14 protein-coding genes, 1 tRNA gene and 2 pseudogenes are annotated in these 18,676 nt (G+C 59.5%); 8 read left to right on the top strand and 9 right to left on the bottom strand.

Features of this window, described 5'->3' with window-relative positions; genetic code table 11:
- Nucleotides 1-110: 110 nt before the first annotated feature.
- From ychF to DY250_RS13430, 7 genes are all read right to left on the bottom strand, one after another.
- Nucleotides 111-1,205, bottom strand: a complete 1,095-nt coding sequence (gene ychF / locus DY250_RS13460) for a redox-regulated ATPase YchF (RefSeq protein WP_115612715.1) — start codon at nt 1,203-1,205, stop codon at nt 111-113.
- 65 nt (nt 1,206-1,270) lie between these two features.
- On the bottom strand, nt 1,271-1,843 hold the full coding sequence (pth, locus tag DY250_RS13455) for an aminoacyl-tRNA hydrolase (protein WP_172542393.1): 573 nt from the start codon (nt 1,841-1,843) through the stop codon (nt 1,271-1,273).
- Between the two features lie 2 nt (nt 1,844-1,845).
- Nucleotides 1,846-2,493 (bottom strand): 50S ribosomal protein L25/general stress protein Ctc, encoded by a 648-nt coding sequence (locus tag DY250_RS13450; protein WP_115612713.1) that lies wholly within the window; start codon nt 2,491-2,493, stop codon nt 1,846-1,848.
- Between the two features lie 74 nt (nt 2,494-2,567).
- Entirely contained in the window at nt 2,568-3,506 is a 939-nt protein-coding gene (locus DY250_RS13445; RefSeq protein WP_115612712.1) for a ribose-phosphate pyrophosphokinase, read from the bottom strand.
- Between the two features lie 44 nt (nt 3,507-3,550).
- A tRNA-Gln gene (locus DY250_RS13440) sits at nt 3,551-3,626 on the bottom strand.
- Nucleotides 3,627-3,735: 109 nt separating this feature from the next.
- Nucleotides 3,736-4,188, bottom strand: coding sequence for an outer membrane lipoprotein LolB (locus DY250_RS13435; protein WP_245951145.1), 453 nt, complete (start codon nt 4,186-4,188; stop codon nt 3,736-3,738).
- 85 nt (nt 4,189-4,273) lie between these two features.
- Nucleotides 4,274-5,968 carry a tetratricopeptide repeat protein gene (locus tag DY250_RS13430; RefSeq protein ID WP_245951144.1) on the bottom strand — a complete coding sequence of 565 codons (1,695 nt, stop codon included), beginning with the start codon at nt 5,966-5,968 and terminating at the stop codon, nt 4,274-4,276.
- A gap of 88 nt (nt 5,969-6,056) precedes the next feature.
- Here DY250_RS13430 and hemA point away from each other — a divergent pair, with 88 nt between their 5' ends.
- Together hemA and prfA are read left to right on the top strand one after the other, a co-directional pair.
- Nucleotides 6,057-7,340, top strand: coding sequence for a glutamyl-tRNA reductase (gene hemA / locus DY250_RS13425; RefSeq protein WP_115612709.1), 1,284 nt, complete (start codon nt 6,057-6,059; stop codon nt 7,338-7,340).
- Nucleotides 7,341-8,420 carry a peptide chain release factor 1 gene (prfA, locus tag DY250_RS13420; RefSeq protein WP_115612708.1) on the top strand — a complete coding sequence of 360 codons (1,080 nt, stop codon included), beginning with the start codon at nt 7,341-7,343 and terminating at the stop codon, nt 8,418-8,420.
- Between the two features lie 112 nt (nt 8,421-8,532).
- On the opposite strand, the pseudogene DY250_RS15180 reads toward prfA, so the two are convergent.
- Nucleotides 8,533-9,400, bottom strand: a pseudogene (locus DY250_RS15180) (IS256 family transposase, variant Zn-binding type); the annotation flags it as partial.
- A gap of 125 nt (nt 9,401-9,525) precedes the next feature.
- Here DY250_RS15180 and DY250_RS15000 point away from each other — a divergent pair.
- Nucleotides 9,526-10,016, top strand: a pseudogene (locus tag DY250_RS15000) (tellurium resistance protein TerA); the annotation flags it as partial.
- 181 nt (nt 10,017-10,197) lie between these two features.
- On the opposite strand, the gene DY250_RS13395 reads toward DY250_RS15000, so the two are convergent.
- Nucleotides 10,198-12,369 (bottom strand): primosomal protein N', encoded by a 2,172-nt coding sequence (locus DY250_RS13395; protein ID WP_115612705.1) that lies wholly within the window; start codon nt 12,367-12,369, stop codon nt 10,198-10,200.
- 251 nt (nt 12,370-12,620) lie between these two features.
- Between DY250_RS13395 and DY250_RS13390 the strand changes: the two genes are divergently transcribed.
- The 5 genes from DY250_RS13390 (at nt 12,621) to DY250_RS13370 (ending at nt 18,386) form a co-directional block, all read left to right on the top strand.
- A complete protein-coding gene (locus DY250_RS13390) occupies nt 12,621-13,337 on the top strand; it encodes an ATP-binding cassette domain-containing protein (RefSeq protein WP_115612704.1) in 717 nt (238 codons plus the stop codon).
- Complete coding sequence (locus DY250_RS13385) at nt 13,334-14,029, top strand: 1,3-beta-glucan synthase regulator (RefSeq protein ID WP_115612703.1); 696 nt, start codon at nt 13,334-13,336, stop codon at nt 14,027-14,029. Before DY250_RS13390 ends, DY250_RS13385 begins: the two co-directional genes overlap by 4 nt.
- A gap of 6 nt (nt 14,030-14,035) precedes the next feature.
- A complete protein-coding gene (locus tag DY250_RS13380) occupies nt 14,036-14,857 on the top strand; it encodes a metal ABC transporter permease (protein WP_115612702.1) in 822 nt (273 codons plus the stop codon).
- A gap of 66 nt (nt 14,858-14,923) precedes the next feature.
- The gene (locus DY250_RS13375) at nt 14,924-17,173 is read left to right on the top strand and encodes a DUF1176 domain-containing protein (protein ID WP_115612701.1); all 2,250 of its coding nucleotides are present in this window, start codon (nt 14,924-14,926) and stop codon (nt 17,171-17,173) included.
- A gap of 550 nt (nt 17,174-17,723) precedes the next feature.
- Entirely contained in the window at nt 17,724-18,386 is a 663-nt protein-coding gene (locus DY250_RS13370) for a Crp/Fnr family transcriptional regulator (RefSeq protein WP_006985839.1), read from the top strand.
- Nucleotides 18,387-18,676 lie beyond the last annotated feature (290 nt).

Below are 18,676 nucleotides of genomic sequence, written 5' to 3'. Positions count from 1 at the left end.
CGGAATCAGACCGATACCAGAAAATTATCTGGCTGCGCTGACGCACCTTACCGTATTAAGCATACGGTTAGCGACGCGCCGCCTTCCCGGCTCTATTTCCGGTATTGGCATCAGACGTTGAAGCGGAAATGGATAACGTCGCCTTCTTGGACGCGGTAGTCCTTGCCTTCAAGCCGCCATTTGCCGGCTTCTTTGGCGCCCGCTTCACCGTGGTAGCGGATGAAGTCGTCGTAGGCGATAACTTCGGCGCGAATGAAGCCGCGTTCGAAGTCGGTGTGGATGACGCCCGCAGCCTGCGGTGCAGTGGCATTGGCGGGCATGGTCCAGGCGCGAACTTCTTTGACGCCAGCGGTGAAGTAGGTGCCGAGACCGAGCAGGTCGTAACCGGCGCGGATGACGCGATTCAAACCGGGTTCGGCAAGGCCGTAACTGGCGAGTAATTCGCTTTGTTCGTCGTCTTCCAGCTGGGACAGTTCGGCCTCAATAGCGGCGCAAACGGTGACAACCACAGCGCCGCTTTGTGCGGCTTTGTCGCGCACTTGCTGGACGTAGGCGTTGTCGCCGTTAATATGCGCTTCATCCACGTTGGCGACGTACATCATTGGCTTCATGGTGAGCAGGAAGAGTTCACGCAGGGCTTTTTTTTCTTCGTCAGCAAGCGGCAGGGTACGCGCGAGATTGCCGTCTTCAAGGTGCGGGGTAAGGCGGGCGATGATGTCGAGTTTGAGCTTGGCGTCTTTGTCACCGCCTTTGGCAACGCGGGTCAGGCGCTGCTGGGCTTTTTCCAGTGAAGCCATATCGGCAAGGATGAGTTCGCTTTCGATGACCTGAATGTCGCTCAACGGGTCGATTTTGCCGGCAACGTGAACGACATCATCGTTATCAAAGCAGCGTACGACTTGCGCGATAGCGTCTGTTTCGCGGATGTTGGCAAGGAACTGGTTGCCCAGGCCTTCACCTTTGGATGCGCCCGCGACGAGGCCGGCGATATCTACAAATTCCATGGTGGTCGGCAAGATGCGTTCGGGTTTGACGATGGCGGCCAGCGCATCCAGTCGTGGATCGGGCATATAGACAATGCCGGTATTCGGCTCAATGGTACAGAAGGGGTAGTTTTGGGCGTCAATGCCTGCGTTGGTCAGGGCATTGAAGAGAGTGGACTTGCCGACATTTGGCAGGCCGACGATGCCGCAGTTAAATCCCATATGGTGTGTCCTCTTGTTTCGTGTGAAACGACAATGTTGTGAAGCTGGTGTATCCGTATAGCAGGTTATTCGGTACTGTGCAGGCGGTGCATAGCTTTTTCCGCACCGTCTTGCAGCAGGATGGGCAGGACGTTCAAGCCACGTATGATGGCAGTATCGATTTGTGCCTGTTCTGCCTTTCCAGGCGGATGTAGGACGTAATCCACAACTTGATTGCGATCGCCGGGATGGTTGATACCGATGCGCAGACGGTAGAAATCTTTACTGCCGAGCGCAGCGATAATGTCACGCAGACCGTTATGGCCACCGTGACCGCCACCGTATTTAAGTTTGACCGCACCTTCCGGCAGATCTAGTTCGTCGTGAACGACCAGGATTTCTTCCGGGGCAATATCATAGAATTTTGCCGCAGCACTCACCGCACGCCCGCTGGCATTCATGAAGGTCAGCGGTTTAAGCAAGTGCAGCGGGTGGTTGGCCAGGAAGATTTTGCCGTATTCACTTTGGAATTTTTTGTCTTCAGCAAGACGGTTATGCTCATTAACAACCAATTGGTCTAATAACCAAAAACCCGCGTTGTGGCGGGTTTTTTGGTAGCGATCCCCGGGGTTCCCGAGACCGACGATCAGTTTGATCATGCTTATTCAGCGTCGCTGTCGCCGTCTGTGGCAACACTTTCATCACTTGCGACTTCATCATCAGCAGCAGCACGATTCGGGTGAATGATTTGTGCCACCACGACTTCGGCACGTTCGTCTTCGTGAACAAGGCGCACACCTTGTGGCAGTTTCAGGTCACGCAGATGAATAACGTCACCCAAGGCAACTTCCGCCATATCAATCTCGATGTTTTCCGGCAGGTCACGCGGTAAGCAGACGATGTCCACACTGTTGAGGTGGTGTTCGACCAAGCCGCCCGCTTTCACACCAACACTGCTGTCTTCGTTGATGAAGTGCAAGCTGACAGTCGCTTGCAGTTCTTGACCACGAACAATGCGTTGGAAGTCAAGGTGTTGATACAGCGGTTTGTAGAGGTGGCGCTGTACGTCACGGACGATCACTTCAATATCGCCCTGCCCTTCGACTTGTAGGCAGATGATTTGCGAATAGAAACTATCAAATTTGCCGTAACGAACAAGCGAATCTTGTGAGATAGCGATAGACAGCGGTTTTTCTTCACCGCCATAGATGATGGCGGGTACCAGTCCTTCACGACGCAGGCGGCGGCTCGCACCTTTCCCGTTGTCCTGACGAACAGTGGCACTCAGGGTATAAGCATAGTTACTCATAGTTTTGTTTTCTCCATAATATAAAAAAGAGCGCTTGCGACCAGCGCTCTCCCGTTTTTCGCGTTCGTTCAAGATTAGTTGACGAACAGCGAAGAAATCGATTCCTCAACGTGAATGCGCCGAATACTTTCAGCCACCAATCCAGCGATAGAAAGTACACGAATTTTTTTACAAGCTTTTGCCGGCTCACGCAGGGCGATGGAATCCGTCACAATCAGCTGATCCATACCGGATTTCTCAATGTTATCAATCGCCTTGCCCGACAAAATGGCATGGGTGCAATATGCAGTGACAGAGCGCGCATTACGTTCTTTCAGTGCAGTCGCCGCGTTGGTCAAGGTTCCAGCAGTATCAACCATGTCATCAACCAAGATACAATCGCAACCTTCAATGCTGTCGCCAATGATATTCATTACTTCCGATTCGTTCGGACGGGGGCGACGTTTGTCAATAATGGCCAGTTTGGCGTTCATTTGTTTGGCAGTAGCCCGCGCCCGCAGCACACCACCTATATCCGGCGATACAACTACCGGATTTTTGAAATCTTGCGCCATCAGGTCATTAAGAATGATCGGGGTGGCATAGATGTTATCCACTGGAAAATCAAAAAAGCCTTGGATTTGATCGGCATGCAAGTCAAGGGTGAGGACTCGATCTATACCGACGCCAACAATCATGTTAGCCACTACTTTAGCCGATATCGGTACACGCGCCGAACGGGGACGCCGATCCTGACGGGAATAGCCAAAATAGGGGATAACAGCTGTAATGCGGTTGGCAGATGCACGACGTAAAGCATCGCTCAAAATGAGTAATTCCATGATGCTGTCGTTAGTTGGATGGCTGGTTGGCTGGATAACAAAAACGTCTTTACCGCGTACGTTCTCTTGCAGTTCAACGCGAATTTCGCCATCTGAAAATTTATCAACGACGGCATTGCCGAGTGGCAAGCCAAGATGCTGAACAATCTGACGGGCAAGCTGTGGATTGGCATTGCCCGTGAATACGGTCATGCTGCCTCTGGACACGTGTTCACCTTACATATGGGAAAGAAAGATGGCTGGGGTGGAAGGATTCGAACCTACGAATGCCGGGATCAAAACCCGGTGCCTTAACCACTTGGCGACACCCCAGTATTGTGGCGGATGTTCCGCTTGGCCTCTGCCACTGTCAGCGCGAGGCGGGCATTATAGCGATTTGTCACTCCACCGCAAGGAAAAAGTCGGTTTTTTGTGCATCTCTCTATATCGCATAGATATTTTGTACAACGAGACGCGTCTGATAGTCTTTCTGCCGCAAACGGATGCTGCGGTAATGCGTACCCTGCCAATCACTCAGCTCGACATGCCAACCTTCAGCATCAAAGGCTTCATCAGCGCGTTTTGTCGTTAACCATGCGGCTAACGATTCAAACGGCAGAGGGATCCCCATTTCGCGGATCATGTCCTCACGATTGAAGCTGCGTTCACGTGAGCCTTCGCGCACATTGACTACGCCGTCAGCATAGGTGATGCGCATTCTTTCCTGCCCCATCGGATCGGACAGAACCAGCATTTCGGTTTTGTTTTGGTGCGTCCAGGCGGCGGTCGCCATCACGCTTTTTTCTTTGCAACCATGCACTTTTGAACATTCCGGATAGCGTAGGGCAATTTTGCCTTCTGCCAGCCAGCGTTGCGGATTGAAAGCGACATACACCTGCGGTTGTGTGGTATCCGGCGGTGGTGTTTGTGCGCACCCTGCCAGTAACAGCCCCAATGCAAATGCCCATTTATAGCTCGCGTTACTTTTTTTTGTCATCGTTCAGTTTCAGTTTTTTACCAATTTCTTTCAACGGCGTGTTATCCGGCTGCCCTTGTCGCTCATAGCGATACACTTCTTGTGCCAGCGCCTTTTCGCCAGTGGCGTAGAGCACTTCGATGTAATGCGCCGAGATTTCGTTACTGCGATAAGCGGCGTAAGCGCGACGCAGCCAGGATAATGCTTCTTCCGTCTTGCCCTGGCGAAATAGCAGCCAACCATAGCTGTCCTGAATCGCCGGTGAATCGGGATACAGCTTGATCGCTTCCTCGATTAACTGCGCTGCTTTTTCTGCGTCATCCGTCTGCGTCAACAGCAAATAGCCATAGGCGTTGAGTGCATCAATATTTGCTGGATCAATGGCAAGAATTTTTGCGAACTGCGCGGCAGCATCCTCAATTTGCCCACGCGCGGCATGATATTCGGCGAGGACATACAGCAAATCCACCTGATCGGGATAGCGGGCCAGCGCTTCTTGTAGCAGCGTTTCCAGCCGCTTCCACTGCTTCGTCTGCTGCAATTGCGCTGTTTCAATCAGATAAGTATCCAGTACCTGCGCATCATCGGGAAAATCCTGACGCAGTGCGGCAAAACGTGTCTGTGCCGAATCATAGGCACCACGCCGGAAAGCAAGCAGCGCCAACTGTTCCTGTGCCTGCAAATAGCGGGTTGAGTCCTTGCTGACCTTACCCAACATCGATACCGCCGTATCCATTTGTCCGGCGCGTTCGGCGGCGTTGGCGACAAAAAACAGATAACTATTGAGATCAATACGCCGTGCATCCAGCAACTCGCGAAACGCTTGCGAAGCAGCAGGAAAATTCCCGGCAGACGCATACAACTGCGCCACCAACTGCCGTACTGCGCTATCGTGCGGCTGCAATTCCTGCCAACGCAAGGCTAACGGCAGCGCATCCTGCCACTGATAATGCGCCGCCAGTATATCCACATAAGCCGAAAGCACATTGGTATCCTGCGGATAACGCGTCGTCATCTTATCCATCACCTTGCGTGCTTCCTGCAACTTGCCGATGCTTGCCAACACCTGCGCCTGCATCAATTCCAGTTCACGCCAGTTGCCGTCCAGCGCAATCGCACGGTCAAACGCGTCCACGGCAAGCGTCACCTTACCCTGTTCCTTGGCCATCAATCCCAAATAATAAAAAACATACGGGTTCTTCGGGAACTGTCCGCTTAACTGCTGCAACAAATCCAACCGCGCGGCACCATCAGGCAAATCGGCAAGCACACGAAACACTTGCGCCACCATCTGCGGGCCACCATCCCGTTCCAGCAAAGCCTGCATATGCCCCAGTGCCTCATTACTGCGCCCATCGGCAAGCAGTACCCGCAGCAACGCCAGTCGTGCCGCATCATCCTTGGGAAAAGCGCCAAGCCAGGCACGGGCAATCTTTTCTGCGCGGGCAAAATCCCGCGTATCCCAAGCAAGACCAAACCCATATTCCAGCGCGTCATATTCGCCGCTCTGCACCGCCACATCGGCCATCGTATCCAGTGCTGCTGCGTACTTGCCGGCATGATCCTCAAAACGTGCCGTCATTGCACCATAAAGCCATTGCGAAGACTGTGACCACTCCTGCTGCGCCCGTTTTTGCACAGGCACAGCCATGGCCTGCACATACAAAGACGGCAGCACACAGAACAAAGCAAAAGACAAACAATTACGGCGTGGCAACCTATCCACCATCGGCTGAAAGAGAAAGCGCGATAGCTTAAAATAGAAGCACCAAAAAAATCATGACCATATGTTGACCCCCCTTGACGAAACCATAAAAACCATAACTGCCTACGGCATCAACCATCACACCGCCGACGCCGCCGTGCGCGAAAAAATCGCCTTCAGCCTTGCAGAAACCGCCTCCGCCCTTACCGACTGCCGCCGGCAAACCGGCGTGGATGAAGTCGTCCTGCTCTCTACCTGCAATCGCAGCGAACTCTATACTGTCGGTGACCACAGCGCGCACGTTGCTGCCTGGCTTGCCGCCTACAAACACCTCGACCCCGCCGCTCTCGCCCCGCTCACCTTCCAGGTGCACAACCGCGACGCCATCCGCCACATCTACCGCGTCGCCAGCGGCCTTGACTCCCTCATCCTCGGCGAACCGCAAATCCTCGGCCAAATCAAACAGGCTTACCGCCTCGGCCAACAAGCGGGCACTATCGGCAGCGTCCTCGAACGCCTCTTCCAGCAAAGCTTCGCCGTTGCCAAACAAATCCGCCACAGCACCGCCATCGGCGCGAACAACGTCTCCGTCGCCGCCGCCGGCGTCAAACTCACCCACCGCTTCTTTGACGACCACGACCGCCGCACCGCCCTCATCATCGGCGCGGGCGAAACCGCCCAACTCGTCGCCAAATACCTCAAAGACACCGACATCAAACGTCTCATCATCGCCAACCGCACCCTCGCCCACGCGCAAAAACTTGCCGAAGAACACGGTGGTTTCGCCATCAGCCTCGAACAACTGCCTGCGCAACTGCACGAAGCCGACATCATCATCGGCGCAGCGCGCAGCGACTGCCTCCTCATCCATCGTGAACACATCAAAGAAGCACTCAAACGGCGGCGCAACCGCCTGCAAGTCCTTATCGATCTTGCCATCCCGCGCAACCTCGACCCCGCCATTGATAGCCTGAATCAAGCCTTCCTGTACGACGTGGACGACCTCGCGCAAATCATCGACGACAACCTCAAAGCACGGCAAAGCGCCGCACGCCAGGCCGAAGCCATCATCAACCTCTACAGCGACGACCTCATTGGCTGGCTGCGCTCCAAACCCCAACAACAAATCGTGCGCAAAATGCGGGAAAACGCCAACATCATCCGCGAACAACTCCTGCAAGAAAGCTACCGCCGCCTCGCCCACGGTGAAGACCCGGCGCACCTGCTCGAACAACTCAGCCGCAAACTCACCAACAAACTGCTACACAACCCCAGCGAACTCATCCATGCCATCCCGCCGGATCACAAAGACTGGCTGGCCATCATCGCCGATACCTTCAAAACCGAAACCCACGAGAACCCCTGAATGCACCCTGCCATCCGCGAAAAACTCGCCACCCTGCGCGAGCGCCATGAAGAACTGAACGCCCTGCTTGCCGATCCGGCGACCGCCGCCAATGCCGACCTGCTGCGCCGTTACGCCCAGGAACACGCGCAAATTGCGCCTGTTATCACCATCCTGGACGACACCGCCCGCCTCGAACAAGAACTCGCCGGACTTGCCGAACTCGCGCACGACCCCGACATGGCGGAACTTGTCGCCGCCGAACGCCCGCAACTCGAAGCACAAATCGCTGCCAACGAACAAACACTTGCCCGCCACATGATCCCGAAAGACCCGCTGGATGGCGCCGACGTGTACCTCGAAATCCGCGCGGGCACCGGCGGGGACGAAGCCGCCATCTTTGCGGGCGACCTCTTCCGCATGTACGGCAAATACGCCGAACAAAAAAACTGGAAACTCGAAATCCTCAGCGAAAACCCCGGCGAACACGGCGGCTACAAAGAAATCATCAGCCAAATCAGCGGCCAGAACGTCTATTCCACCCTCAAATACGAATCGGGCGCGCACCGCGTGCAGCGCGTGCCCGAAACCGAATCCGGTGGCCGCATCCACACCTCGGCGGCGACCGTCGCCATCCTGCCCGTTGGCGACGAAGTCGAGCCCATCGACATCAACCCCGCCGATCTCAAAGTGGACACCTACCGTTCCTCCGGCGCCGGCGGTCAGCACGTCAACAAAACCGACAGCGCCATCCGCATCACCCACCTGCCAAGCGGCATCGTCGTCGAATGCCAGGAAGAACGCTCACAACACAAAAACCGCGCCAAAGCCATGCGCCTGCTTGCCGCACGACTGCTCGACATCGAACGGCAAAAAGCGCAAAGCGAACAGGCGGCAGAACGCAAAAGCTTGGTCGGCAGCGGTGATAGAAGCGAACGCATCCGCACCTACAACTACCCGCAAAGCCGCATCACCGACCACCGTATCAACCTCACCCTGTACAGCCTCGCCGAAGTACTGGAAGGCGGGCTGGATGCTGTCATCATCCCGCTGCAACAAGAGCAGGAAGCCAACGCCTTACTCGCCCTGCAAAACGGTTAACCGCTTGACGGCCTGTCGCGAGCCAGCATTTATCCCGCCTGGCGGATAAGACAAGCTTGTCGCCAATCATGCAACTTTTGCGGCGTAATGGACAAATTTCATGCTCTTCCCTCTATTTTTTGCTGAAATAATCTTTTATAAACCGCAACTTACTCTCTTTTTTCAAGCCCCGATGACACTGCAAAAGCTGCTTCATTTCGCTGAATTTCCCTTCCAGCAAATTGGTCGTATTCGGGATACCCAGGTCGGGAAAACGCTCGCAGGTAAACAACCATGGCAGATGCCGTTTCAGGCTGTTGTAGGCGGTGCGCAGGCGCTTATGTGTGTAGTGTGAGCGGCCTGTTTTCTCGTTCACGCTGCGTTCGTTCAGGAAGGCGGCGTACTGCTCGTACCAGCGCTTGAGCGCCGCTTCAAACGCCGCCTGAGTGGTCTCCGTCAGGGTCAATGACAGGGCCCGCAGCGCCTGTGCCGCCCGGCTTTTAGGCTTTCTGCTCAGGTGGCGCACGATGATTTTTATTTGGTGAAATTGGCACATCTACGGGTATACCCAGGAACGAATCCAGCAAGCCGCTTTTGCCATCGCAGATAATGCTTTGTATCTCAATGCCTTTTTCTCGCAACGCCGCGACCGCCTGCGTGTAGAGCGCGTTGGTTTCCCGCTCAACTGCCACGACCATCAAGGCGCGCTTGCTGCAAGCGTCGTAGAGGACCATGACGCCCCATTTTCGGCCGAAATAGGTGGTGTCCATGATGAGGTTCACGGGTGCCTGTGGCAGCGCGCATTCGGCCTGTGTAGCGGCTTTGATGAGGTGGCGACGGATCGTTTTGATGCTGCATCCGTACTGCGCGGCAAGCTGTGCGGCGCTTTGCTTGCCTTCGCTGTAGCGCTGCCAAAGGGTGTTGGGATTAAGGCGTTGGCCCCCTATGAATTGGCGCTTGCAGGAGCCGCAATGGTATTGCTGTTTCCCGTTGTCACGATGCCCGTTTTTCTTGACCTGTTTTGAGCCGCAGAAAAAGCATTTTTTGTGTTCAAAGGTTTTGACCTCGCGTAAAGCCTTGCAGCGTAAGGGCTACGGCGATTCTTAGCATGAAATTTGTCCATTACGCCCAAAAAAGCGGCTTCCACAGCGGCCTTTTCAATAAAAACAAGGGGATTGACCTCGACCTCGGCGCTTTCATCCGCCTGCAAAACGGCGCCGCGACTGCGTGCAGGCGCTTGGCAACCGCTTCGGCAGCTTCGACCGCCCGCCGTATGTACGCCTGAGCGGCGACGACCGTACCGGCGCGGTCATTGACGGCGAATGGCAGCACATCAACGGTTCGCACTGGTCGGATATCGCCGAAGTCCTCGTCTTCGCCTTCATCTACGACGGCGTGCCGAACCGGAACGTTACTGACGGCATCGTCACCCTCCATGTGCAGGGGCAGGAAATCGAAACCTGCCTCACCGACGGCAACCCGCGCCACGGCATGTGCGCCATCGCCCGTCTGATTAACGACGGCGGCAGCATCCGCGTCGAACGCATCAACCGCTATTTTCCCGGCCACCGCGACATGAACCGCGCCTTCGGTTGGGGTTTCCAGTGGACGGCAGGGCGGAGTAAGGGTCGTCGTACCACCCTTCTGGCAGGAAAGGGTTGGATAAATCGCGATGCGACGAAAACGCTAGGCCCGCCAAGCGGCGTCAATACTGGGCCCACCAAGCGGCGAAAACACTGGGCCCGCCAAGCGGCGTCAACACTGGGCCCGCCAAGCGGGATAAATCCCGGCCTCCCGCCTATTCCAGCCACAGCGGGTCAACATCCACCGCGCACCGCACCCGAAACGCCTTCGCTTGCGCCTGCAACCACGCCACCAGTTGCGGCAGTTCGCGTTGCAGACTGTTTTTATCCGCCGCCTGCACCAGCAGTTGCGCGCGTTGCTGACCGTCCTTGCGCGGCATGACGGCGGGCGCGGGGCCGAACCATTGCCAGTCCCGGCCAATCCCCGCCGCTTGTGCGCCGTCGCGGGTGAAGGCGAGTGCCTGCATGACGCGGGCGGCGTCGCGGTGGCGGGCGAGCAGCGATACTTGCGCGCTGTGCGGCGGCAGGCCGGCGGTGTGGCGTTCGCTGTCGAGGCGGCGCGCGGTCGTTTCATATGGCGCGGTGAGGACGCCGAATACGGGATGCTGCGGCTGCCGCGTCTGCACCCACACCTGTCCCGCGCTCTCCATTTCCCGCCCTGCCCTGCCACCCACTTGCACGAGTAATTGCGCAAGCCGTTCTTCGCCGCGATAGTCCACGCTGAACAGCGCCTGGTCGGCATCAACGATGGCGACAAGGTGCAGGTTGGGGAAGTGGTGGCCTTTGGACAGCCACTGTGTGCCGAGGATGATGTCTACTGCGCCCGCATGTACTTGTGCCACGGCGGCCTCAAACTGGCGGCTGGTGGTGAAGGCGTCGCTGTCGATGCGCAATACGCGCGCCTGCGGGAATTGCCGCGCTACAGTCTGTTCAAGGCGCTGGGTGCCGAGGCCGATCATCTGCAAGCCGTCGCTGCTGCCGCAGGCAGGGCAATGCAGCGGCATGGGCTGGGCGCGGCCGCAGTGGTGGCATTGCAGCTGGCGGCTGGCAGTGTGCACGGTCGTCATCGCGTCGCAGGCGGGGCATTCGCTGCACCAGCCACAGGCATCGCAGCGCAGGAGCGGCGCGTAGCCCCGGCGGTTCAAGAACAGCATCACCTGCCCACCTGCTGCCAGCGTTTGCCGCATGGCGCGCATCAATTCGTGGGCAAGCCCGCCGCTCGCTTCCGCACCGCGCATATCGAGAATGCGCACGGCGGGCATCGCCGCTGTTGCCGCCCGCACGGGCAGGCGCAGGTGTTGCCAGGCACCCGCCCAGGCATGTTGCAGGGTTTCCAGCGACGGCGTCGCCGAGCCGAGCAGGAGCGGCACGCCCGCCTGCCGCGCCCGTACTACGGCGAGGTCGCGGGCGTGGTAACGGAAACCGTCCTGCTGTTTGTAAGCGCCGTCGTGTTCTTCGTCAATGATGATGCCGCGCAGATCGGCAAAGGGCGCGAACACCGCCGAACGTGTGCCGACCAGCACTTGCGCCTCGCCTGCGCGCACTGCCAGCCAGTTGTCAAGGCGCGCGCCATCGGCCAGCGCGGAATGGGATACGGCGACCTGTCCGGCAAGCCGTGCCGCCAGCCGCGCCGCGAGCGCCTGCACCAGGCCGATTTCCGGCACAAGCAGCAGCACCTGCCCGCCGTCCGTGCTCAGGCGCTCAATCCAGCGCAGATAGACTTCGGTTTTGCCTGAACCCGTAACGCCGTCGAGCAGGGTCACGCTGTGCCCTGCCAGCGGCAGGGCGGCGAGCGCCGTCGCTTGCGCGTCGTTCAAGGTTGGGGCGGCAACGGCTTCCGCCGCCACGCCGCGCCAGCTCTCGTGACAGGCGAGCCAGCCGCGCCGCTGCAAGTCCATCAACCAGGCGGGCGAGGCAGGGCAGGCCTCGCGCAATGCCGCTTCATCCGCCTCGCCATGCGCCGCGAGATACGTCAACGCCGCTGCCTGTTTCGCGCCGAGGCGTCCCGCTTGCGCCGCCACGCCCGCCTCCGTCAGCCGCCAACGGCGCGGCAGTTGCCGCAGGACAGGCCGACCTTCGCGCAGCGGCACGGGTAACGCCGCCTGCACGACCTCGCCGATGGGGTGCTGGTAATAGCGGGCGGCGAAGCGCAACAGGGCGAGTTGCGCGGCATCGAGCAGTGGCGCGCTGTCCAGCACCGCCTCGACCGTTTTCAGACCGCTGGCACCATCCACATCCGCCACCGCCAGCACCACGCCGATGACGCGGTCCCGCCCGAAAGGCACCCGCACCCGCGCCCCGACCGTCACCGGGCCGGCGCAGAGATAATCAAAACATCCGGCCAGCGGGCGCGGCACGGCAACGCTGACCTTACGCATAGCGGTCATTGGCGATCCCTGAAAAGCGCGTGGTTGTCCTGCTTAGTCATAGGTGCCTACACATCTCACAGAGAAAAAATCTTTTAGAAAGCCGCAGACCATCCCGCCTCCCGCAAGCGGGCGAGGGATTTTCCTTAAAATCCGGCATCCACCCTGCGCGCCGGCAAAAAGCAAAACCCCGCCCCGCAAAGATAGCGCTTACCCCGTGCAAACCCGATAACATATAACCCTGCCCCGAACCACAAAAAAACACACCATCCATGACCGACCAACTCCTCATCGAACTGCGCGACGTCGCCTACCACGCGGGTGGGCGCAGCATTCTACATGACATCACCCTCACCATCCGCCGCAACCGGATTCTCACCATCGTCGGCCCGAACGGCGCCGGCAAAAGCACCCTGCTCGCCCTCATTCTTGGCCACCTCGCGCCGACAGCGGGCAGCATCTACCGCAGAAAACCGCTCAAAACCGGCTTCGTGCCGCAAAAATTCCATCCGCCGCCTGATCTGCCCGTGACCGCGCGCCGCTTCCTGCGCGACATCCCGCAGGCAGCGCAAAGTGAACTGCTCACCCGCCTCAACATCGCCCGCCTGCTCGACACCCCGCTGCAAACCCTCTCCGGCGGCGAAACCCAGCGCCTGCTGCTCGCCCGCGCCATGCTGCGCCACCCCGACCTCATCGTGCTGGACGAACCGGCGGCAGGCATCGACCCCATCGCCCTCGGCGACTACTACCAGACCATCCGCGACTGGCAGCGCACGCACCGCACCGCCATCCTCATGGTCAGCCACGACCTGCACCTCGTCATGGCGGCGAGCGACCATATCCTCTGCCTGAACCGCCACATCTGCTGCCACGGTAGCCCGGAAAGCATCATCGGCAACCCCGAATTCCTGCACCTCCTCGGCGACGACGCCCGCCACCCCGAAGCCATTGGCGTTTACACCCACCACCACGACCACAGCCACCTATGAATTACCCTGCCTATATCGCCCATATGGAAGCCCTCACCGGTCGCCGTCTGCCCGCACTTTACCATCGCCTTGCCGCCGACGGCATGCTCGACTGGGGGACAGGCGCGCCGGACTGGTACAAAACCACCTACCCGCGCCTGCTCGCCCACCCGCCGCTGCTCCTCATCGGCAACGACTTCGAAATCCCCGCCGCCGACCAACTGCCGCCGGAAATCGACGACGACCTCTGCTTCACCCTCAAACCCGCCTACCGCCACCGCTTCATCGCCTTCGGCCAAAGTGGCGCGGGTGATGCCTACGCCTTCGCCTACCTCGATGATGCCGCCGCAGAACCCTGCATCGCCTGTATCTACCACGACGACAACAGCCGGCTGCTCGCCGCCGACCTGCACGACTTCATCTACATCATGCTGCTGCAAGCCAATCGCACCTGGGGCGACGAAAACGCTGACGACGCCACCTATCGCGCCAAACTCTACGCCCAACTGGAAAGCCACCGCCCCTACCTCAAACCCGCCCACTACGACAACCTGCACGCCATCTACGCGCGCGACTTCATCCCCATCCACTACGGACGCGGCGGCGCATACGCTGTCTATCGCCAGACCACGGACGACGAAGAAGCACAGCTCATCGCTACCTACGCCCCCTTTGCCCGGCGCGGCGAAACCTTTGACCCTTTTGAGGCCTGACCTGTCATGATCCTAAACCTCATCCTCATCCCCTGGCTCTGCGCCCTCATCACCGGCATCATCGCCGCCCCCATCGGCGCGCTTATCGCCTGGCGCCGCCTCGTTTACTTCGGCGAAGCCCTGTCGCACGCCTCCCTGCTCGGCATTGCGCTGGCCCTGAAAAGCGGCCTGCCGCCGGTCGTCGGCATCTGGAGCATCACCCTGCTGCTCGTCGCCCTGCTCTACCTCATCGAAAAAGACGGGCGGGAAAACCCCAGCAACATCCTCGGCAGCCTGTCGCACATCGCCCTCGCCCTCGGCATGGTCTTGCTTTCGACCATGGAAAACATCCGCACCGACCTTATCAACTACCTTTTCGGCGACATCCTCGCCACCGGCGCGGGCGACCTCGCCAACATCACCATCGTCGCCCTCATCGGCGGTGCCCTGCTCTACCGTCTGTGGCAACCGCTCATCCTCATGACCATCAGCCCGGCCATCGCCCGCACCGAACACCCGCGCGCGCGCCACTACGACCTCGCCTTCCTGCTGCTCATCGGCCTCTTTATCGGCACCACCGTGCAGTACTTCGGCCTGCTGCTCGTCATCGCCCTGCTCATCATCCCGGCCAACACCGCCAACCGCCTCGCCAAAACCCCGGAACAAAGCGCCGCCCTCGCCGCCGCCCTCGCCGCCCTCTCGACCACCCTCGGCACGGTACTGGCCTGGACCGCCGACCTGCCGCTCAGTCCGGCCATCATCAGCATCGCCGGCGGCCTGTACTTCGCGGTGCTCATCGCCACGCACCAGTGGCGCCGCCCGCAAAGCCCGCCCCCTGAAAAAACCTGAAACAATAGACAGAAAACGGTAAGACAGACCCGTATAATCCGTGGAAAGCCACACCGGAGCCACAAAATGTCACGCCAAATCCTCACCCTGCTTGCGGCTGCCCCGCTCGTCGCCCTCACCGCCGCCGACGATGGCCGTTTCGAACACAAAGACTGGCAACTCGTCTGCGAAAACAACGGCACCTGCCGCGCCGCCGGCTACCAGAAAGCCGATGACAAGCGCCCCATCTCCATCCGCATTACCCGCGAAACGGGCGCCGATGCCGCCGTCAGCGCCCGCCTCGCCATCACCTACCACCTCTGGAAAGACAAGCCCGCCTTGCCCAGCAGCGGCGAACTCTTCCTCGATGGCACGAGCCTCGGCACCCTCACCCTGAAAAAAAGCGGCCACGCCACCTACGCCGATCTCGACCCGACGCAAACCGCCGCCGTGCTTGACGCCGTCATCCACACCGGCAACATCACCTTCACTGCCGACGGCAACACCTGGGCGCTGTCCGGCGCAGGCGCGACTGCTACCCTGCTGAAAATGGACGAATACCAGCAGCGCACCGGCACCCCGTCCGCCCTGGTCAAACGCGGCGACAGCAACGCCCCCGTGCGCCAGGCGAAAAACCATCCCGTCATCCAGGCGGCCGCCGTCGCCAGCGACCCCGGCCGCACCGTCACCCCCACCGACCCGGACTACCTCGCCCTGCGCGCCCTGCTCCTCAGCAAAGCCGACGCCGGCTGCAACGTCCTGCGCGAAAGCCAGCAACCCATCACCCTCTACCCGCTCGATAACAAACACACCCTCGCCGAAACCGCCTGCTGGCAGGGCGCCTACAACCGTAACAACTACTACGCCGTACTTAACGCCGAACAAAACCGCGTCCTCAATATCGTGCCAATTTCCGACATCCCGGATGACAACGGCCGCGACAGCGGCGCCGGGCCCATCGCCTACAAAGACGGCGTCATCACCGCCTTTGCCCGCGCAAGCGAAGAAGGCGATTGCGTCGTCAACAGCCGCTACACCTGGAACGGCAAAACCTTCGCGTACAGCTACCGTAGCGAAAGCAACCTGTGCCGGGGCTTCCCTGGTAACGCCTGGAAACTGCCCTCCTTTGCCGCTGCGGTGAAAAAACCGGCCAGCGCAGGAGAGAGCGGCCAGAGCGCGGCAGCGCCAGCGGCGAAAGACAACAAAAACATCCCGCCCGCTGTCACCATCCGTGCCAGCAGCGAACCCGCCGCTCCCGTCACCGAAAACACCGCCCCTGCGCCCACTCCGGTGCAAAAAACCGACAACAGCACACCACCACCCGCCAAAACCCAACCGGCTGCCACCAGCAAACCCCTGCCGCTTGCCGCCGACCTGCCCGCTAGCGCAGATGGCGCCCTCGCCTACCTCGGCACTGAAACCACCACCACCGCACCGCTGATACTCACCCTCGACCCCGGCGGCGGCGCAACCGTCGCCGTCATCCCGCGCGGCGGCAAAATCACCGTGCTGCTGGCAGACGGCGCTGGTCACTACCTCGTCAAAAACCACTTCGGCCTCACCGGCTGGGCACTTGTCAGCGAAAGCAGCAAAAACGACGACTTCCCCACCCTCGCCACACAAGAACAGCCCATCCCCGACAGCGAAGCGCGCTACACCCTGCACTACCTGGCTAACCTTGGCAGCACCATGCAGGACGACTACCACCGCGACCCAAACGGCGTGCTGAACAAAGGCACCCCTCCGGCGGGAGCCGAAAAAAACAGCCACTACCGCCACCTGCTCGACACCCGCCTCAAAACCGGCGGACCGCGCTACCACATCCTCTGCCTGAACGAACCAAGCGACAGCCCCTACTGCTACCTGGCGCAGGCCGCAGACGGCTGGGAAAAAGAAACCCTGCCGGCCCTGCACGCCACCACCTACTACCTCCCCGGCAACGGCTACCTCTACACCGCCAACGACGGCCCCGGCCACTACCGCAAACGGCAAAAATGGCAACTCAACGGCGGTACCCTGCAAGAAGAAACACAGCCCTACTACGCCCTCGACCTTGCCAGCACCTACCGGGGCCTCGGGCAAAGCCAGGACGCCCCGCTTGAGCTGCATGATGCGGACGGCAAACGCGTGGCGACCCTCGCTCCCGGCGACAGCGTCACCCTGCTCCTCGCCGACGGCCAATACAACTGCCCGGCGGACGCGCGCGCGAGCAACAACCGTTGCCACGAAAACCGCCTGCTGCTGAAAACCGCCGACAACATCCTCGGCTGGGTCATCGTGAACGACAAACAGGACAAGGCCCCCAAATTCGACGGCCTGACCCCCTCAGCGGACTAAAAAGCCCCGGCCCGCCAAGCGGATTCAGGATCTATCCCGCTGGGCGGGCTCAGCAATGACGCCGCTTGGCGCGCCTCAAACCGTAGGGCGGGCTTTAGCCCGCCGTACATCTGTTATTGGAGTCAGGGTGGGTCAAGGCTCACCCTACGCTAAAGCCCAAGGATTTACGCTGCTAGGCGAGTCCAGCAATGACGCCGCTTGGTGCACCCCAAACCGTAGGGCGGGCTTTAGCCCGCCGTACATCTTCTGTTATTGGTGTCAGGGTGGGCCAAGGCTCACCCTACGCTAAAGCCCAAGGATTTACGCCGCTAGGCGAGTCCAGCAATGACGCCGCTTGGTGCACCTCAAACCGTAGGGCGGGCTTTAGCCCGCCGTACATCTTCTGTTATTGGTGTCAGGGTGGGTCAAGGCTCACCCTACGCTAAAGCCCAAGGATTTACGCCGCTTGGTACGCCTCAAACCGTAGGGCAGGCCGCTGCCGTCCGGCAAATTGGTGACCGAAGCGGTACGGATTATAATTGTCAAGGAATCCCAACCCGCAGGTACCGTCATGACCGGAATCATCGACAAACACTACCTCTTCGCCCCCCTCTCCGCCGCGGACCGGCAACGCCTGACCCAGCGCAAAAACCGCCGCTATTACCACGCGGGCAGCATGATCTTCACCCGCAACCAGGCCACCACCGACTTCTTCTTCGTCATCTCCGGCACCGTCCGCCTCTACTTCTCCGCCCCTGACGGCAAAGAAAAAACCGTTAAACTGTTCAGTCGCGGCCAGAGCTTCGGCGAGGCGCTGATGTTCATGCGTCACGACACCTACCCCGCCAACGCCATCGCCACCGAAGACACCGAGCTGCTGGTTATCAACAACCGCGAATTCCGCGAAATCCTCTCGAAAAACAACGAATTGTGCTTCGCCATCATGGGGGCGTTGGCCGAATACGTGCAATCCCTGAGCTCGCAGATAGAAATGTTGAGCGTCTTTGATGCCCGTACCCGCCTCCTGCACTACCTGCGCGAACATATGCGGGGCGAACGCAAGAACGGCGCACTCTGCACGCTCGACATCAACAAAAAAGACCTCGCCGAATACCTTGCCATCCGTGCCGAAACCCTGTCGCGCCTGCTCAAACAGCTTGAGCAGGAACACGTCCTGGTTTGGGATCAGCGCGGCGTGATCGTGCATGACTGGAAGAAATTGCAGGACGCCTGAGCCGCCAGAATGACAACAGCGGGCTGCGGCCCGCTTTTTTTATGCCGCTTCCGATGAAACCTGGCCTCGTCAAGCGGCGTGGTTACCGGGTTTCGTAGAGACGTTGCCTGCAACGTCTCAAAATCAAAAAAACGCGCGGTTTCCCCGCTTGGTGGTTGCCTTTGCCCGAAACGCAAAAAGCAGGCTGCGCCTGCCCGGCGGGCTGAAGCCCGCCCTACGCCCGCCAAGCGGCGTCAATACCGGGTCCGTCAAGCCGCTAGGGAGAGGTTTTTGTCGGGTCCGCAGGGGGC

Source organism: Cardiobacterium valvarum (genome assembly GCF_900460955.1).
Lineage (GTDB): Bacteria > Pseudomonadota > Gammaproteobacteria > Cardiobacteriales > Cardiobacteriaceae > Cardiobacterium > Cardiobacterium valvarum.
The sequence above is the reverse complement of the archived record's forward strand: the minus strand, read 5'-3'. Positions and strand labels throughout refer to the sequence as shown.